This is a genomic window from Qipengyuania mesophila, from assembly GCF_019711655.1.
GTDB classification, from domain to species: Bacteria; Pseudomonadota; Alphaproteobacteria; order Sphingomonadales; family Sphingomonadaceae; genus Qipengyuania; species Qipengyuania mesophila.
On the sequence record NZ_JAIGNU010000001.1, the window covers coordinates 672,817 to 689,292 of the forward strand.

General features: G+C 65.5%; 15 protein-coding genes. 2 read left to right on the forward strand and 13 right to left on the reverse strand.

All coding sequences use genetic code 11. From position 1 onward, the window contains the following. Positions 1-2 precede the first annotated feature (2 nt). The 7 genes from K3181_RS03430 to K3181_RS03460 form a co-directional block, all read right to left on the reverse strand. Complete coding sequence (locus K3181_RS03430) at positions 3-773, reverse strand: TrbG/VirB9 family P-type conjugative transfer protein (RefSeq protein WP_221600817.1); 771 nt, start codon at positions 771-773, stop codon at positions 3-5. Then, positions 770-1,945 (reverse strand): TrbL/VirB6 family protein, encoded by a 1,176-nt coding sequence (locus K3181_RS03435; protein ID WP_221600819.1) that lies wholly within the window; start codon positions 1,943-1,945, stop codon positions 770-772. Before K3181_RS03435 ends, K3181_RS03430 begins: the two co-directional genes overlap by 4 nt. Then, entirely contained in the window at positions 1,942-4,398 is a 2,457-nt protein-coding gene (locus tag K3181_RS03440; protein WP_221600821.1) for a VirB4 family type IV secretion/conjugal transfer ATPase, read from the reverse strand. Before K3181_RS03440 ends, K3181_RS03435 begins: the two co-directional genes overlap by 4 nt. Continuing rightward, complete coding sequence (locus K3181_RS03445; RefSeq protein ID WP_221600823.1) at positions 4,388-4,672, reverse strand: VirB3 family type IV secretion system protein; 285 nt, start codon at positions 4,670-4,672, stop codon at positions 4,388-4,390. The genes K3181_RS03440 and K3181_RS03445 overlap by 11 nt, the downstream gene beginning before the upstream one ends. Before the next feature lies 1 nt (position 4,673). Then, positions 4,674-4,973: a TrbC/VirB2 family protein gene (locus K3181_RS03450; RefSeq protein WP_221600825.1), complete on the reverse strand. Its 300-nt coding sequence runs from the start codon at positions 4,971-4,973 to the stop codon at positions 4,674-4,676. A 5-nt stretch (positions 4,974-4,978) separates the two neighbouring features. Continuing rightward, positions 4,979-5,608, reverse strand: a complete 630-nt coding sequence (locus K3181_RS03455; RefSeq protein WP_425594534.1) for a lytic transglycosylase domain-containing protein — start codon at positions 5,606-5,608, stop codon at positions 4,979-4,981. 153 nt (positions 5,609-5,761) lie between these two features. Next, a complete protein-coding gene (locus K3181_RS03460; RefSeq protein ID WP_221600827.1) occupies positions 5,762-6,145 on the reverse strand; it encodes a hypothetical protein in 384 nt (127 codons plus the stop codon). Between the two features lie 266 nt (positions 6,146-6,411). Between K3181_RS03460 and K3181_RS03465 the strand changes: the two genes are divergently transcribed. Beyond that, entirely contained in the window at positions 6,412-7,983 is a 1,572-nt protein-coding gene (locus tag K3181_RS03465) for a hypothetical protein (RefSeq protein ID WP_221600829.1), read from the forward strand. Positions 7,984-8,109: 126 nt separating this feature from the next. After that, positions 8,110-10,863: a TonB-dependent receptor domain-containing protein gene (locus tag K3181_RS03470; RefSeq protein WP_221600830.1), complete on the forward strand. Its 2,754-nt coding sequence runs from the start codon at positions 8,110-8,112 to the stop codon at positions 10,861-10,863. A gap of 66 nt (positions 10,864-10,929) precedes the next feature. Here K3181_RS03470 and K3181_RS03475 read toward each other — a convergent pair whose 3' ends face one another. From K3181_RS03475 to K3181_RS03500, 6 genes are all read right to left on the reverse strand, one after another. Further along, positions 10,930-11,607: a response regulator transcription factor gene (locus K3181_RS03475; protein ID WP_221602815.1), complete on the reverse strand. Its 678-nt coding sequence runs from the start codon at positions 11,605-11,607 to the stop codon at positions 10,930-10,932. A gap of 106 nt (positions 11,608-11,713) precedes the next feature. After that, complete coding sequence (locus tag K3181_RS03480; RefSeq protein WP_221600832.1) at positions 11,714-12,736, reverse strand: aldo/keto reductase; 1,023 nt, start codon at positions 12,734-12,736, stop codon at positions 11,714-11,716. 213 nt (positions 12,737-12,949) lie between these two features. Next, the gene (locus K3181_RS03485; RefSeq protein WP_221600834.1) at positions 12,950-13,687 is read right to left on the reverse strand and encodes an SDR family NAD(P)-dependent oxidoreductase; all 738 of its coding nucleotides are present in this window, start codon (positions 13,685-13,687) and stop codon (positions 12,950-12,952) included. Positions 13,688-13,700: 13 nt separating this feature from the next. Further along, the gene (locus K3181_RS03490; RefSeq protein ID WP_221600836.1) at positions 13,701-14,843 is read right to left on the reverse strand and encodes an acyl-CoA dehydrogenase family protein; all 1,143 of its coding nucleotides are present in this window, start codon (positions 14,841-14,843) and stop codon (positions 13,701-13,703) included. Positions 14,844-14,854: 11 nt separating this feature from the next. After that, the gene (locus K3181_RS03495) at positions 14,855-15,829 is read right to left on the reverse strand and encodes an NAD(P)H-dependent flavin oxidoreductase (protein WP_221600838.1); all 975 of its coding nucleotides are present in this window, start codon (positions 15,827-15,829) and stop codon (positions 14,855-14,857) included. 56 nt (positions 15,830-15,885) lie between these two features. Next, positions 15,886-16,476 carry a flavin reductase family protein gene (locus K3181_RS03500; protein WP_221600840.1) on the reverse strand — a complete coding sequence of 197 codons (591 nt, stop codon included), beginning with the start codon at positions 16,474-16,476 and terminating at the stop codon, positions 15,886-15,888.

Sequence of the window (16,476 nt, forward strand, 5' to 3'; positions counted from 1 at the left end):
AATTACCTCCCCTTCGAGGCGAGAGCGGCCTTGCCGCTCGCATTGGTAGCGGGCCGTTCGGGCCCCGTATTGACCAGCTGGGCACTATCCTTGCCCGAACGCAGGACGATCGTGCGCGGCACCCCGTCGACGACGATGGTATCCCCGCGCACGGTGAAGTTGACGGGCCCTTCGGTACCCTCGCTATTGGTTACGAGGATGGCGGGCACATCCTTGCCGCGTGGCCAGGTGAGGAAGGTCGCGGTGCCGTCGTCATAGGTGTTCTCGGGCAGAAGTTCAGGGTCACCCGACGCGTTCCATGCAAAATTGAGATCGGTCGGATCGACCACCGCATAGGGATCGTTTGCGGCCTGGCGTTCGACGGCATTCGGAGCCGCCGCCATCTGCACCTCTTCCTCCTCGGGCTCATCCGGATAGGCGAAGCGCATCAGGTAGAGCGGCTTGGCGCTGGGGTTGGCGACGAGGTCGAACAGATAGGTGCGCTTGCTGGTGATCACTGTGAGATTGGTCGCGGCGCGCGCCTCGAGCGGCTTCACGAACAGGATGTTCGCCCGCTTGTTGGGCGTCACCTGCCAGCTCGAGCTGTCGCCGATGGCGACATTCTCGATCACTTCGTCCTCGCCGAACATGATGCTGGCCTGCACCGTGACGCGGCCTTCGACGCGGACCACCTTGGCCTCGTCGTACATCACCTCGACGAGGCGTGAATCCTGTGCCGCAACCGGCGCGGCCAGCAGGGCGAGAGCGAGCGCGGGAATGAGGGCGCGGGTCATGCGTGTTTCTCCATGGAACGGTCGAGGGCCTTGGGCGTCGCGGACTTGAACCGGCTACCGATGCCGGAGCCGCGGATGCGGGCCTTGCTGGAAGGGGATTGCGAAGCCGACGTCGAAGACGTGGCGTAGACCTTGGTCACCCGGGTCCCGCCACTACCGCCCGCTGCGCCGCTGTCGTTGGCGGCATAGGCGGTGGGAACGGCGGAAACATCGATCCGGCGCGCCTGCGAACTCACCTGGTTGGCGGCCTGCGCCTGGGCAAGCGCCATGGCGGGAACCGCCGGTTGCGGCGTAGCTGCAGGCGCGGCCCGCTCGTCCTTGTCCGAAACCAGGCCGAACACGCTCCAGCCCGAGACCATCGTCCCGGCGACCTTGAGCACCAGCACCATCAGCGCGACATGCACCGCGCCGATCATGAAGAAGGCCATGCCGGCCTGCGGGTCGACCTGTCCGGGGGTCGCAGTGAGCGCGCCGAGGATCGGCACCGCGAGTTCGAGCATCACGCTGCCGCCGAGCACCGCGAAGAGCGGCGCGAGCGCGCATAGGGTCACGCCCTTGACCCAGCCGGTGAACAGGCCGCGTGTCCCGTTGAACAGCGCCATGACCACAAAGATCGGCCCGAGCGCAACAAGCACGCCCAGCGCGATCTTGGTCGTCACCAGCAAGCCGACCGTGCCGAGCATGAACAGCATGGCGCCGAGCCACATCATGCCCTCGGGCGAGAATGCGGAGAAGTCCTCGCTGCCACCGCTTGCTTCCTGAATGGCGAGGAAGACCACGTCGATCTTCTGCGCGAACGTATCGGTAGCCGAGCCCTGCGTCCCCGTAAGGATGCCGGCGAGATAATCGGGCGTCGCGACCGCGAGATTCCAGACCACGCTCTGGTAGGCGATCCAGCTGGTCGCGAAGGTCAGGACCAGCCCCAGCGTCATCATGCGCGGGACGAGATTGCGCACGCCGACATTGGTCCGCCCAGTCAGCAGAGCGAAGGCGAACAGCGCGATGAACAGCGTGAGGACGAGCGTGAGCACCATGCCGAGCGAGCCGCCCGGCGCGAACAGACGCCCGAACGCCGCGGCGCTCGCTTCGCCGGCGATGCAATCCACCCCGTGCAGCGCGGCCGCGACACCATTGCCGACGCCGGCAGCAGCCTGTTCGCAGTTCGCGCTCATTCCGCGGCAAGGCCGAGGGCTTCGACCCCAGCCCCCCCTTCATCGTTCGCGCCGCCGGGCCATTTGCTGCCGGTAAGCGCGGGGAACCAGTCAGCTGGCGCGTCGCCCAGCGCTTCGCGCAGCAGGTCGAGCCGACGTACCGAGCTCTCGCGACCCGAAAGCAGCGTCAGCACTTCGGGCGCACCAGAGAGATCGAGGCGCACCACGACGCTGGCGTCGGGCTGGCGGACGAGGAAGCAGCGGCTGTGCGCCGGCAGCGTGCGGATCAGCGCGAGCTCGTGCTCGGTCAGGCCGAAGCCGTCGCAATAATCCTCGGGCCGCGCGCGGCTGTTGGGCATGAACACCATGGTCGCCGTCTGCTCGACCAATGCGGTCGAAATGCGGCTTTCGAGGGCATCGCGCGCCGACTGGGTGGCGAAACCGACCAGGGCGTTGCGTTTGCGCAACGTCTTGAGCCAGTCCCGGATACGCGCGGCGAAGACTTCGTCGTCGAGCGCCTTCCAGCCCTCGTCGATCAGGATCATGGTCGGCATACCGTCCAGCCGTTCCTCGATCCGGTGGAAGAGGTACATCATGGTCGGCGTGCGCAGCTTCGGATTCTCCAGCAGCGCGGTCATGTCGAAGCCAAGCACGCGGGCGGTCAGGTCGAGCCGGTCCTCGGCATTGTCGAACAGCCAGGCATGTTCGCCCCCTTGACCATCATTGGCGCCGATCCAGGCACCGAGACGGTCGGCGAGATCGCCCGGCTGCGGGCGACGGCTGCCCGAAAGCAGCTCCTTGAAATGGCGCAGGCGGCGCAGCGACGCGTCATTGGCATAGGCCGCATCGACCGCACCCGCGATTGTCTGTTCCTCCTCGGGCCCTTCAGCCTTGAGCAGGACACCCAGCCAGTCGCGCAGGAAGGCCTTGTTGCCCGGTGTATCGGGCAGCGCGAGCGGATTGAAGCCGGTCGGCTCACCCGCGCGAATGCTGTCGTAACGCCCGCCGATGCCGCGCACGAACAGCTCGGCACCGCGATCCTTGTCGAATAGGATCGTGCGCGGGCTGAACTTCTGCGCCTGCGCGGCTAGGAAGTTCATCACCACGGTCTTGCCCGAGCCCGACGGCCCGATAACCGAGAAATTGCCCAAGTCTCCGTGGTGGAAATTGAAGAAGAAGGGCGTCGCGCTGGTGGTTTCCAGCAGAGTCACCGCCTCGCCCCAGTGGTTGCCCTGCGCCTGCCCGAGTGCGAAGCCATGCAGGCTGCCGAAACTCGCCATATTGGCCGACGAGATCAGCGCGCGGCGGACGAGATAGCCCTCGTTGCCCGGGAACTGGCCCCAGAAGGCGGGTTCGCAATTGGTATCCTCGCGCACCGCGATCGCGCCCGTGTCGGCAAGTGCGGCGGCACAGGCGGCCATGGCATCGTCCAGGCGGCCGAGGTCGCGCTCCTTGACCATGACGGTGAGGTGATGGTCGCCGAAGCCGACCGCGCCATTGCCCAGTGCATCGCGCGCAGCCATCATGTCGGCACGCTCGGCGGCGGCTTCCTCGTCGGCCGACTTCAGTCGGCGGATGGCAAGGTCCATGCGCTCGCGCGCGGTCTGGCGTTCGGTCGGGGCGTAGCTTTCGCTGACCACCATTTCGAAGGGCAGCCGCAGCAGGCTGTCGAGCAGGCCCGGGCTGGTCGCTTCGGGATAGTCCTTGAGGCCGAGGATAGCGGCGAAATCGGGTGAGCCCGAGCCGCGCATCTCGATCGCATCGAGCCCGAAGCTGACGCGGCGATAGGGGAGCATATGGCCAAGATCGACATCATCGGTCGGCTTCCTGACCGGACGCATCTCGCCATTGTAGAGCGCCGAAAGCAGCTCGAGCATTTCGGAATTGGTATTGCCCTGCGGTCCTACGTAATCGCCCAGCGGCGTTGCGCCGTAGGCCTGCAGTGCGGCAACCAGTCCCTGCGAGGCGGCGCGGAGGGTGCGCAGGTCCTTGGGATCGGCTTCAAGCCGGTCGTCACCGCCCCTGCGGCGGAATTTCTTGCCCACACGCTCGGCTAGACCCGCCTTGCCGCGCGCAGGGCGACGGATCAGCGTGATGAACTGGTCGTTGACGAACAGCTGGCCAGAGCCGAGCCGCTCGCGCCAGCGGGTGTCGATATGGCGGCTGATCGGATCGGGAAACTCGGCTTCGAGCTCGACCGAAACGCGCCGGCGGATGACGTGGTGATAGAGCACGAAACGCGCGTCGAGCGTCGAGCGCAGCACCACTTCGCGGGTCGCCGCATGCGCGTTTAGCGCCTCGCTATCCTCGGTTTCGAAAAGGAGGCCGGGAACCTGGATCGCGGTCATCACCGAACCGTCGCGCAGCAGCAGCGTGCTCTCGTCGATCAGGCGCAGATACGGCAGGCGATCGCCGGCGCGTGCTTCCTTGGCGCTCCAGGCGGCGGCACCTATCCATTTTGCGTTACGCGGCATAGGAGTTGCACCCCCAGCGCTTGTAGTTTTTCACCCGCGGGCACTTGCTGACCTTGGTGATCCACAGGTCGAAGATGCGCGGTTCGCGCAGGCAGGCGAAATAGCCCACGCCGTGCATCACGGCGAAGACGAGTAGTGCCAGCCAGCTGCCGGTGATGAGGAAGGCCTCGGTGGTCACCATCCCGTTGATGATGAAATAGTTATATGTCACTCCCGCGAACATCTGCGGGCGCGTCAGGGCGCGGTGAACGGGATGGCGGACCAGCGCGGTCATGTCAGCCAGCCACGCCCTGGATGCCGGCGACGATCGAAGCGGCGCCGAACAGGATGAAGACGCCGATGATCACGGTCGCCCCGAAACGCCAGTTGAGGCGGCCGGTCAGCATCATGAAGCCGACGGCGGCGACCGCCATCACCGCGACCGCGGTGGCGACATTGCCGAGCAGCGTGCCCTGGAGCCAGCCGAGCGCAGCGACGATCGGTCCCGAGCCGGCGGGGTCGGCGGCCTGCGCGAATGCTGAGGTGGGCGAGAATAGCGCGGCCAGAGCTGCCGGAACAGTGAACTTGCGACTCAAGTAATTTACTCCCGTGAATGATCGGACAGGCGACCCATGATCGCTGCCACATAGGTCTGCGTTTCGCGAATGCGGGGAATGCCCCCAGCCTGAAGGACACGCCCCGGACCCGCGTTATAGGCGGCCAGGGCTTTTTCGAGATCGCCGTCGAAGCGGTCGAGCTGTTCGCGCAGATAGCGCGCCCCGCCTTCGAGGTTGGCGAAAGGATCGTCGGGGTCGACGCCCAGATCGCGCGCGGTGCCGGGCATCAGCTGCGCCAACCCGCGCGCACCGACGGGTGAAACGGCGTTCGCGCGCCAGCGGCTTTCCTGCCACACCAAGGCCTCGATCAGCGTCGGGCTGAGATCGAAGCGCGCGGCGAGTTCGGCGACCTTGGTCTTGTAACCTTCAGGAACCAGCCGTGCATGCGCATCGGGATCGGCAACGGCGATGTCGGGAACGAAAATCTCCGGCGGGACTTCTGCAAAGGGTTCGGCAGGAGCAAGATCGGTCGGGGCGGCAGCTAGTGCGGTGCCTCCGCCGGCAACCCAGCGCGCTCCGTCCACGTCGATCTCCATGACATCCGCCTTCACCGGGAAGGCAGTCAGCGCTGCACAGGACAACCCCGTTACCAGCGCCAAGCGTGCGAGAATCATTGCACCCTCCGTGCGGTCCCATTGGGCATACTACATGACAGGCGGGTGACAAAAAGCTGAATACAGTAAGAAACTGTCGCAACGCGATACAAAACGGCCCGCCGCCCGAAGAAAGGGAGACGGGCCGGCTCGGCTCGGCCTTCTCGCGGAGAACTAGCGGAGCGAAAGTGCGTAGTAGCGAGAGAACTCGCCCCGATCGAGCATCGCCAGCCCTTTGCGGGCAAGGCGGCGTGAATCGACCCAGGCCCCCGTCGCGGTCTCGAGTTCGACGCTCGTGCGCGCCTCGGCGACGGTGGTGAAGGCTGCACGCGCCGCGTCATACTCTCCCGTGCGCGCGAGCGCGATGGCGTGATTGATGAGGCGGGCGGGATCGTCCTGCGCCAGTTCGTCGCAAGCCTCGATCGCCTTGCGCGCCTCGGCGTCCCGGTGGGCGACCAGCTCTTCATAGCCGACGTCGTATTCCGCCTGGGGCCCAGGAACCGCCGCAACCGGCGCTTGCGCGAGGATGGCCAGCGCAACGCTCGTAAGAATGGTCATGACTGCTCTCCCTTATCTGTTTCTAGCGGGAGAATGCGCCGCGCCGCCGCGAACTGCAACAAAACCGTAACATTGTCACAAATCTGCAATCTGATGCATTTCGGCACCACTTTTTCATTGTGCCGCAGTTCGTCGTATTAGCTGTCGAAACTGCAACATAACGGTCATGCGCCGACAAAAACTGTCACGAACGGTCCCTAGCGGACGAGTCGCGATCAACGAATTCGCAACTCGATTCATTCCGGTTTTTGAGGGGACCGTTACCCGTGACCAATTTCCATCGTTCGCTCGTCCTCGGCTGCTCCGCTCTGGCTCTCGCCAGCTGCGGTGCCGACGAAATCGTCTCGCCGGGCACCGGCGGGGACATCATCATCAACCCGCCGGCCACCCCGGCGCCCACTCCGACCCCGACGCCCACTCCGACCTCGTCGCTTGTGACGCCGGCCGCAGGCTGCCCGACCATTTCGGACCCCGTCGGCCTGACCGACAGCAACACCATCTCGGGCCCGACCGGCACCTATCGCGTTTGCACTCTGCCTGCGGTCTTCGCGGCGTCGTCGACGCTGCCCTACATCGAAGGTCTCGTGTATCGCATCAACGGCCGCGTCGATGTCGGCACCGACGGCGGTCCGACGGCGTCGGGCGCCGACACGAATGTCGAACTGACCATCGAACCGGGCGTGATCCTGTTCTCGCAGGGTTCGGGCTGGCTCAACGTCAACCGCGGCAACACGATCCAGGCAAACGGCACCGCCGACCGTCCGATCGTCTTCACCAGCCGCGACAACGTCCAGGGCCTGAACACCGGCAATTCGTCGGGCCAGTGGGGCGGCGTCGTCCTGTCGGGCCGCGCACCGGTGACCGACTGTATCGCTCCGGGCGCAACGCCGGGCACCGCCGCCTGCGAGCGCCAGGTCGAAGGCGCCGCCCAGCCGGCACTCTTCGGCGGCGCGACGCCAGGCGACAGCTCGGGCAGCATGAGCTACGTCCAGATCCGCTATTCGGGCTTCGTCCTGTCGGGCGACAACGAACTACAGTCGCTGACCACCGGCGGCGTCGGCTCGGGCACCTCGCTGAGAAATATCATGAGCTTCAACAGCTCGGATGACGGCGTCGAGTTCTTCGGCGGCCGCTTCAACGTCCGCAATCTGATCGTGGTCGGCGCCGAAGACGACGGCCTCGACACCGACACCGGCGTCAAGGTCAACATGCAGAACGTCATCGTGGCCCAGCGCCCCGGTGTCGGCGACACCATCATCGAAGCCGACTCCTCGAACGGTCTCGAAGAAAACACCCCGCGCCAGAACACGAAGATCTCGAACGCGACCTTCCTCGCCAACAGCGGCGTGGGCGACCAGGCAATCCGCATCCGCGGTTTTGCCGATTACACGATCGTCAACTCGATCCTGGTCGACCAGTCGGGTTCGACGCCATGCCTGCGCATCGACAACACCGAAACGCTCGACCGCGCCGCCGATGCCAGCATCGACGAAGCCGGTCCGGTGGTGTTCAACTCCTTCGTGCTCGACTGTGCGGTCGACTTCCGCGACAGTTCGGGCGGCGTGACCGCCGCGGCGATCGAATCGCGCTTCAGTGCCGGTTCGAACAATAATGCGGCCTTCACCAACACGCTGACGATGACCTTCGTCAACGGCACGAACGAGAATGCGGTCGCGGTGTTCGACCCCACTGCCCTGTCTTCGTTCTTCACGCTGCCGACCAATATCGGCGCCGTCTATGCCGGCAACGATACCTGGGTTCAGGGCTGGACCTGCAACTCGGCGGCAGTGACCTTCGACAGCGCAGTGACCGACTGCACCACCCTGCCGGTCTACTAATCGGACAGCGGGGCCGCGGGGCGTGCGCAGAATGCGCGTCCCGCGGCCCCCTCGCTTTTTCGCCCGGGAGCCAACGCAGGGCTCCACCACAGTTTTTAAGGCCTGATCATGAGGGGGTCTCGAACCATGTCGACCGGCAAGCAGCTTACAGCGCTGCTCCTGCTCACCACCGCGCTCACCGTTCCCGGGGCCGCATTCGCCCAGGATGCGGGAGTTGGCACCGGCGCCGAAGGCGTCCCCGCCCAAGAAGATCCCGCGACCGATGCCGCAACGACGCAGCAGGTCGAAGGCATCGACGAAATGCCTGCGGAAGAAGAGTATGAGGAGCCCGAAATCTCGGTTCCGGGCGGCGCGATCGTCGTCACCGGCCGTCGCCGGCAGGACGTCACCCGCGCATCCTCGCAGGTCGTCTCGGTTCTCGACAGCGCCAGCATCGCGCGCACCGGCGAAGGCGACATCGCCGGCGCCTTGACCCGCGTCACCGGCCTCTCGACCGTCGGCAACGGCCTCGTCTACGTCCGCGGCCTCGGCGATCGCTATTCGCTCGCCCTCCTCAACGGTCTTCCGCTGCCCTCGCCGCAGCCGCTCAGCCGCGTCGTGCCACTCGACATCTTCCCGACCAGCATCATCGCCTCGAGCCTGGTGCAGAAGACCTATTCGGCCAACTTCCCCGGTGAGTTCGGCGGCGGCGTGATCAACCTCACGACCCGCGCCGTGCCCGAGGAAAGCTTCCTCAAGGTCAGCGCCGGCATCTCGGGCGATACCGAGACCACCTTCGGCACCGGCTACACCTATTACGGTTCGGACTACGACTGGTTCGGCTTCGACGACGGACGCCGCGAACCCGGCCCCGCGCTGCAGTCGTTCCTCGACAGCGGCCAGGCGATGACCGATCCGGGCGTCGACCAGCAGGCGATCCTGACGGAACTGGGCGATCCCAACCTGATCCTGCTGCAGAGCATCGACAAGCTGCCTGCAAACTGGTCGGCGGGCATCACCGCGGGCACGAGCTTCGACGTCTTCTCCGACGGCCGGTTCGGTGTGATCGCGACCGCCTCGCTCAGCAACAAGTACCGCAACCGCTTCATCACCCGCCAGTCGGCGCTGAACGGCGATCTCGATCTCGACCAGACCGGTTCGCAGTTCCAGACCGACCAGCGCATTCTCGCCAATGCGATGCTCGGCTTGGGTCTCGAAGTGGGCGAGCACCGCTTCCGCCTGACCAACCTCTTCATCCGCGACTCGCTCAAGCGTTCATCGCTCGCCCAGATCGACGACCTCACCGACGACGACGACGATCTGTTCCAGAATACCGGCTGGTACGAACGCCAGCTCATCGACTCGCAGTTCGTCGGCGAACTCGAATTCGGCGACCTCTCGATCGACATGCGCGCCGGCTACGCCCAGACGCAGCGTGAAGCGCCGAACGAGTGGGAATTCGTCTACTCGCGCGACATCAATCCGTCGGGCGGCCTCGACGGTGTCTATCTGAACCTCCAGAACGGCGGACAGCGCGGTCGGACGACGGTTGCCTTCTCCGACCTCACCGAGGATCTCTATTACGGCGGCCTCGACGTCAGCTATCAGCTGGCCAACTGGCTCGGCGTGACCGTGGGAGGTGCCTATACGGACACCAGCCGCCTGTCGCGTCGTCGTGAATTCGACATCCGCACGACCGGTTCCTATCCGCTCGTGTTCGGTGCATTCCGCCCCGACAATCTGCTCGGCGATGCGCTGATCGCGCTCGGCTACGATAGCGCCGCACAGGCGGCGGCCGGGATCGGCCCGTTCTCTTACACGATCATCGAAACGACTGCTGCCGACCCGGCCTTCTCGGCCGGTCTCGAGATCAAGGCCGGCTACGCCCAGGCCCGGATCGAACCGGTCACCGATATCTCGCTCGATCTCGGCGTGCGTTATGAGGATGCCCAACAGGAAGTCGTGCCCCTGGGGCTCGACGGACTGCCCAGCGGTTCGGCCAATGCGACGCTGCTGAACAACGACTACTGGTTGCCGGCAGCGACGATGACGATCCAGATATCGGACAGCCTCCAGGCCCGCCTGAACGCGTCGAAGACCATCGCTCGGCCGCAGTTCCGCGAACTGATCCTGCAGACCTACTACGATCCCGAAACCAACCGCCAGTTTACCGGCAACCCGGGCCTCGTCGACAGCGAACTGACCAATTACGAAGCCCGCTTCGAATATTACTGGGGTTCGGGCAGCAAGCTGAGCGCCGCCGGCTTCTTCAAGGACATCAAGAACCCGATCGAGGTCTTCTCGAGCTTCAACGACAACTCGGTGATCAGCCGGTTCGCCAATGCGCCGTCGGCCATGCTCTACGGGGCCGAGGTCGAGGTGCAGTGGAACAAGGACCTCTACGATCTCGGCGAATGGTGGGACAGCAAGCGCTTCGTGGCGATTGCCAACTACACCTACACCCAGTCGGACATCAGCGTGCAGTCGGGCGACCTGGTCAATGTCCCCGAACTGGGCGGCCTGCAGGCGGCGACCAACTTCTTCGCCGACGGCACTTCGCTGACCGGCCAGTCGGATCACATCGCCAACGTGCAGCTGGGCCTGGAAGACCTCGACCGGGTCAGCCAGTTCACCTTCCTGTTCAACTACGGCAGCAAGCGGGTGATCAGCCGCAGCACGCTGTCGCGTCCCGACATCCTCGAGAACCCCGGCCTGACGATCGACTTCGTCGCGCGGCAGGGCTTCACGCTGGCCGGGGCCGATCTCGAAGTGAAGTTCGAGGCGCGCAACCTGACCGGACGCGACCACTTCGAATACCAGACGACCGGCACGACCCGGATCGAGAACAACAGCTACGACGTGGGCCGCAGCTTCAGCCTGTCGGTCTCGGCCGAGTTCTGAGACGTCTCAGCCCCACCATCCTAAGGGCCGCCTCCGGGCGGCCCTCTTTTGTCTGGCCGGCAATGCTCAGTCGTAGCTGTCGTAGACATACCCCAGCGAGCGGACGGTGCGGACGCGTTCGCCCGCCCCCACCATGCGCAGCGCGCGGCGGAGGCGTCCGATCCAGACGTCGACCGTGCGTTCGTCGATCGGCGGTTCCTGCTTGCCCAGCGCCGCGATCAGATCGCCGCGCGAAAGCACGCGGTCTGGGTTCTGCGCGAGGAAATGGAGCAGGCGAAACTCGTTCGGCCTGAGGTCGAGCGCCCTGCCGCCCCAGCGCGCCTGCAGGGCGGCGAGATCGACCAGCAGGTTGCCGAGTTCGAGCCGCTCGTTGATGCGCGCCTGCCCGGCCTCGGCCTGGAGCGCCATGACCCGGTCGAGGATCGCATTGCGGTCGAGCGGGCCGATGACGTAGTCGTCGGCCCCGGCGCGCAGGACCCTGCGCTTGTCCTCGGCATCGTCTTCCTCGAGCACGATCGCGATATGCGCCTCGACCATGCGCGGATCGGACCGCAGGCGGCGGCACATCTCCAGCCCCGAAAGATCGTTCATGACCCAGTCGATGAAGGCATAGACCGGGCCTTCAACCAGCCGCCGCGGGCCATCGGGATAGAGGCGGGCGAAGGCATAGCGCAGATCGCCATTGTCGAAATCGGCGAGCTCGCCGGCAATCGGGTCCGTCAGAAAAATGTTGATCGTACGCACGCGGCTGTCACCCCACCCTGTCGGGGGAAGCGTTGCCGCAGCCATGTGACTTGTTTGTGACCCGTTCTCCGCGTTTGTAACACTTCGCGCCGAAAGGCGAATTTTCCTATTCCCCGGTCACCGAAAGCGTCCAGTTGCGCGGCGCGGTCGAGGCGATCCCGACGGGTGCCTTCGGCACATAGGGGTCTTCGAGGCGCGCCACTTCGTCGGCGCTCAGTTCCAGGTCGAGCGCGGCCATGGCGGCGGCGATATGCCCCGGCTTGGTCGCCCCGATGATCGGCGCGGTCACGCCCTTGGCGAAGTGCCAGGCGAGCGCGACCGTGGCGCGCGCGACGCCGCGGTCCTCGGCGATCGCCCCGACCGCCTCGACGATCGCGCGATCGGCCTCTTCCTGCTGGCGGTAGAGCGTCTTGCCGAAGCCGTCGGTTTCGCTGCGCACGGTTGCCTCGTCCCACGCCCGCGCGAGCTTGCCGCGCGCCAGCGGGCTCCACGGGATTACCCCCACCCCCTGATCTTCGCAGAGCGGCAGCATCTCGCGCTCTTCCTCGCGGTAGAGCAGATTGACGTGGTTCTGCATCGAGATGAAGCGCGTCCAGCCATTGGAGCGGGCCACTTCCTGCGCCTTGGCGAACTGCCAGGCCCACATCGAGGACGCGCCGATGTAGCGCGCCTTGCCGGCCTTCACGATGTCGTGAAGCGCCTCCATGGTCTCCTCGATCGGCGTGAAATCGTCCCAGCGATGGATCTGGAACAGGTCGACATAGTCCATCTTCAGGCGGACGAGGCTGTCGTCCACCGCCTGCATCAGGCTCTTGCGCGAATTGCCGCCGGCGTTGGGCGCCTGCCGCCAGGGGAGGAAGGCCTTGGTCGCGAGCACGATCTCGTCGCGCCTCGCGAATTCGCGCAGCAGCTTGCCGACCACCTCTTCCGAAGCACCGAGCGAATACATGTTCGCCGTGTCGAAGAAGTTGATCCCCGCCTCCAGCGCCTCGCGGATGAAGGGCCGGCTTTCGTCCTCGGACAGGACCCAGTCGCCATGCCAGCCGCGGGTGGTGTCGCCGTAGCTCATGCAGCCGAGGCAGAGGCGCGAAACCTTGAGGCCGCTGGGGCCGAGATTGACGTAGTCCATGGCTAGGTCCTTCCTGTGCGACGGCCCGATTTCATTCCCGGTCCGGGTGACAAAGGTGACAGCGCGTCACCTTCAAATCGTCGCCAACTTACTGTTTACATTACCATTCCGAAAAAGTGACACGAGGTGTGCGCGGCAAAATCCCTGAGTCCCCCCGATCCATGTGCTCCTCATCGCAGACGCCTGTGGAGTAGGAAAGTTCGGCACCTGCGCTCACGAGAGCGTCATGCCGCCATCGACGCGGATGGTCTGGCCGACGACGTAATCGGCGAGCGGCGAGGCGAGGAACAGCGCCGCGCCGGCCATGTCCTGCGGCGTGCCCATGCGGCCTGCCGGGATCCGCGCCACCGCCCCGGCGGCGCGCTGTTCGTTTTCGGTCGTCACCCTGGTGAGCTTGGTCGGGACCAGTCCCGGGGCAATGCCATTGACCCGGATACCCTCGCCCGCCCAGGCCTGCGCGAGCGATCCGACGAGGCTGACTGCGCCCGCCTTGCTGGCAGCATAGGCCGGATTGCCGATCATCGCGTGATAGGCGCCGACCGAGCTGACGACGATCAGCGAACCGCCTTGCTCCGCCAGTTTCGGCCGCACCGCGCGGGCGCAATCCATCAGCGAGTTGAGGTTGACCTCCATGACGGCGTCCCAGCCCTCGCGGTCGAATTCCTCACGTCGATAGCGCACCGTGCCCTGGCAGAGGACCACCACGTCGAGCCTGTCGGGCAGCACAATAGATTCAATCGCGCCCGCCCGCGCCACATCGAGCGTATGGAAGTGCAATCCGGCAAGATCGCTGCCTTCTTCCAGGGTGTAATCGTCCGCCGACCCGCGTGTCCCCGTCACATGGACGAATGCCCCATGCTCGCGGAAGCCGTGCGCGATGCCATTGCCGATACCGCTCGTGCCACCGACGACGAGGACGGTCTGGCCGGAAAAGTCGAGCGGATCGGTCATCGCTGCGGCCTCCTCAGATCGAACGCGAAATCACTTCCTTCATGATCTCGTTGGTGCCGCCGAAGATGCGGGTGACGCGCGCGTCGCGCCACAGGCGGGCGATGGCGTATTCGTTCATGTAGCCCGCGCCGCCATGCAGCTGCAGCGCCTTGTCGCAGGCTTCCCACTGGAGGTCGGTGTGCCACAGCTTGGCGGCGCTGGCCTCGTCGGTGGTGAGCTCGCCGGCGAGATGCTTCTTGATCGCCCAGTCGAGATGCGCCCAGCCGACCTGGAGCTTGGCCTTGAGGTCGGCGAGGACGAATTTGGTGTTCTGGAATTCGAACACCGTCTTGCCGAAGGCCTTGCGGTCCTTGGTGAACTTGACCGCCTCGTCGAAGGCGCGCTGCGCCGCCGCCTGCGCGCCCACGGCGATGCCGAGCCGTTCCTGCGGCAGCTCTTCCATCAGATGGATGAAGCCGCGCCCCTCGCCGCCGAGGATATTGGTCATCGGCACGCGGCAATCGTTGAAGAACAGTTCGGAGGTATCGGCCGAGTGCTGCCCGATCTTGTCGAGATTGCGCCCGCGCTCGAAGCCTTCGGTGTCGGCATCGACCAGCACCAGCGTGGTGCCCTTTGCGCCCTGCGAGGGATCGGTCTTGGCGACGACGATGATGACGTCGGCGTTCTGGCCGTTGGTGATGTAGGTCTTCGACCCGTTCACCACGAGATGGTTGCCGTCCTTGATCGCGGTGGTGCGGATGCCCTGCAGGTCGCTGCCCGCGCCGGGCTCGGTCATGGCGATGGCCGAGATGACGTCGCCCGAGACCATGCCTGGGAGGTATTTCTGCCGCTGTTCCTCGGTCCCGAGCCGCTCGATATAATTGGCGGTGATGTCGTTCTGCAGCGTGAAGCCGGCCGAGCTGCCGAGATAGGACAGCTCTTCGCACAGCACGCAGTTGAAGCCGAAATCGAGGCCGAGGCCGCCGTTCTCTTCCTTGACCGTCGGGCACAGCATGCCCGCCTCGCCCAGCGCCTTCCATGCGCTGCGCGGGACGATGCCCTCCTCCTCGTGCTGGTCGAGATAGGGGGTCATGTGCTCGGCGAAGACCTTGCGCACCGTGTCGCGGAAGGCCTCGTGGTCCTCGTTATAGGCGAAGCGCTGGCTGGTATCGAGCATGGTCGCGTCCTTCAGTTCAGGAAGCCGGTCAGGCGGCCGCGGATTATTTCCTCCGCCTCGCTCATGATCCGGTCGATCAGTTCCTTGCAGGTCGGAATGTCGTTGATGAGCCCCGCGACCATGCCGCAGGACCAGGCGCCCGCATCCATCTCGCCCTCGGTCATGATCCGCGGGTAGACGCCCGCGACTTCCTCGATGATGTCCTCGAACTTGAGGTCGGGGCCGAGCTTTCGCTCCTTTTCGAGCAGGCGTTCGACCGCGTCGTTGGTCATGACGCGCTCGGTGTTGCGCAGTGGGCGCATGACGAGGCGGGTATCGAGTTCGCTTGCCGCGACGATCGCCTTCTTCACGTTCTCGTGCACCGGCGCTTCCTTGGTGGCGATGAAGCGCGTGCCCATGTTCATGCCGTCGGCGCCCATCGCGAGGCTGGCGACGAGGCTGCGGGCGTCGGCCTGACCGCCGCTGGCGACGAATGGGATCTCGAGCTCGTCCGCCGCGCGCGGCAGCAGGATCATGTTGGGGACATCGTCCTCGCCCGGATGGCCGCCGCATTCGAAGCCGTCGACGCTGACCGCGTCGCAGCCGATCGACTGCGCCTTGAGGCTGTGGCGCACGCTGGTGCATTTGTGGATCACCTTGATCCCGGCATCCTTGAGATAGGGCAGCACGGCCTGCGGGTTGTTGCCCGCGGTCTCCACCGCCTTGACGCCGCCTTCGATGATCACGCGCACCAACCCCGGATAATCGGGCGCGTTGACGCTGGGCAGGAAGGTCAGGTTCACGCCGAAGGGCTTGTCGGTCATGTCCTTGCACCTGGCGATCTCGTCGGCGAGCTTTTCGGGCGTGCCGAGGGTGAGGCCGGTGATGATGCCGAGGCCGCCGGCATTGGAGACCGCCGCCGCCATTTCCGCGAAGCCGACATAATGCATGCCGCCCTGGATGATCGGATGCTCGATACCGAACATTTCGGTGATACGGGTCTTCATGCCTGGCCTCTCCCTAGTTGCTTTTCGCAACGGGTATCGGCCCGTGGGCGCCGAGTCTAGCGCTTCGCCACGCTCTCGAGCGCGGCGAGCAGTTCGGCCCCGCTCGCCGTAAGGGAAAGCGCCGAACCGGTGCGTTCTGCCAGTCCTTCGCGCTCCAGGTCCTCGCCCGTCGGGCTGCGCATGATCCTGCCGTAGCGGCCGCCGTGGTAGATCAGCGGTTCGACCTCGCGGCGGTCGAAATCGGTGACCTCGCCGAGGAAAATGGCATGGTCCCCGCCCTCGTATTCGAAGCGCGCGGTGCAGCCGAAGCGCGCGGCATAGCCGGGAATCAGCGGTGCACCCTCGGGCCCGTCGACGTCGTCGAGTTCGGCGAACTTGTCCGCCCCGGCGCGCGCGAAGCGATCCGACATCGATTGCTGGTTCGCCGCCAGGACATGCACCGCCCAGGCCTCTGCATCGCGGAACACCGGCAGCGAGCCCGACTGCAGCGAGAGGCTCCACAGCACCATCGGCGGGTCGAGGCTGACCGAGTTGAAGCTGTTCGCGGTCAGTCCGAAGGGGCGCCCCGCCGCGTCGCGCGCGGTCACGATGGTGACGCCGGTGACAAAGCTGCCGAGCGCGTCGCGAAAAGCATGGGGGTCGAACAT

Excerpts from the sequence above, each read along its gene's own strand:
- K3181_RS03430 (WP_221600817.1), bottom strand. The coding sequence starts at position 773 with ATGACCCGCGCCCTCATTCCCGCGCTCGCTCTCGCCCTGCTGGCCGCG.
- K3181_RS03470 (WP_221600830.1), top strand. The coding sequence starts at position 8,110 with ATGTCGACCGGCAAGCAGCTTACAGCGCTGCTCCTGCTCACCACCGCG.
- K3181_RS03455 (WP_425594534.1), bottom strand. The coding sequence starts at position 5,608 with ATGATTCTCGCACGCTTGGCGCTGGTAACGGGGTTGTCCTGTGCAGCG.
- K3181_RS03490 (WP_221600836.1), bottom strand. The coding sequence starts at position 14,843 with ATGCTCGATACCAGCCAGCGCTTCGCCTATAACGAGGACCACGAGGCC.
- K3181_RS03485 (WP_221600834.1), bottom strand. The coding sequence starts at position 13,687 with ATGACCGATCCGCTCGACTTTTCCGGCCAGACCGTCCTCGTCGTCGGT.
- K3181_RS03435 (WP_221600819.1), bottom strand. The coding sequence starts at position 1,945 with ATGAGCGCGAACTGCGAACAGGCTGCTGCCGGCGTCGGCAATGGTGTC.
- K3181_RS03480 (WP_221600832.1), bottom strand. The coding sequence starts at position 12,736 with ATGGACTACGTCAATCTCGGCCCCAGCGGCCTCAAGGTTTCGCGCCTC.
- K3181_RS03500 (WP_221600840.1), bottom strand. The coding sequence starts at position 16,476 with ATGTTCGACCCCCATGCTTTTCGCGACGCGCTCGGCAGCTTTGTCACC.
- K3181_RS03460 (WP_221600827.1), bottom strand. The coding sequence starts at position 6,145 with ATGACCATTCTTACGAGCGTTGCGCTGGCCATCCTCGCGCAAGCGCCG.
- K3181_RS03495 (WP_221600838.1), bottom strand. The coding sequence starts at position 15,829 with ATGAAGACCCGTATCACCGAAATGTTCGGTATCGAGCATCCGATCATC.
- K3181_RS03440 (WP_221600821.1), bottom strand. The coding sequence starts at position 4,398 with ATGCCGCGTAACGCAAAATGGATAGGTGCCGCCGCCTGGAGCGCCAAG.
- K3181_RS03445 (WP_221600823.1), bottom strand. The coding sequence starts at position 4,672 with ATGACCGCGCTGGTCCGCCATCCCGTTCACCGCGCCCTGACGCGCCCG.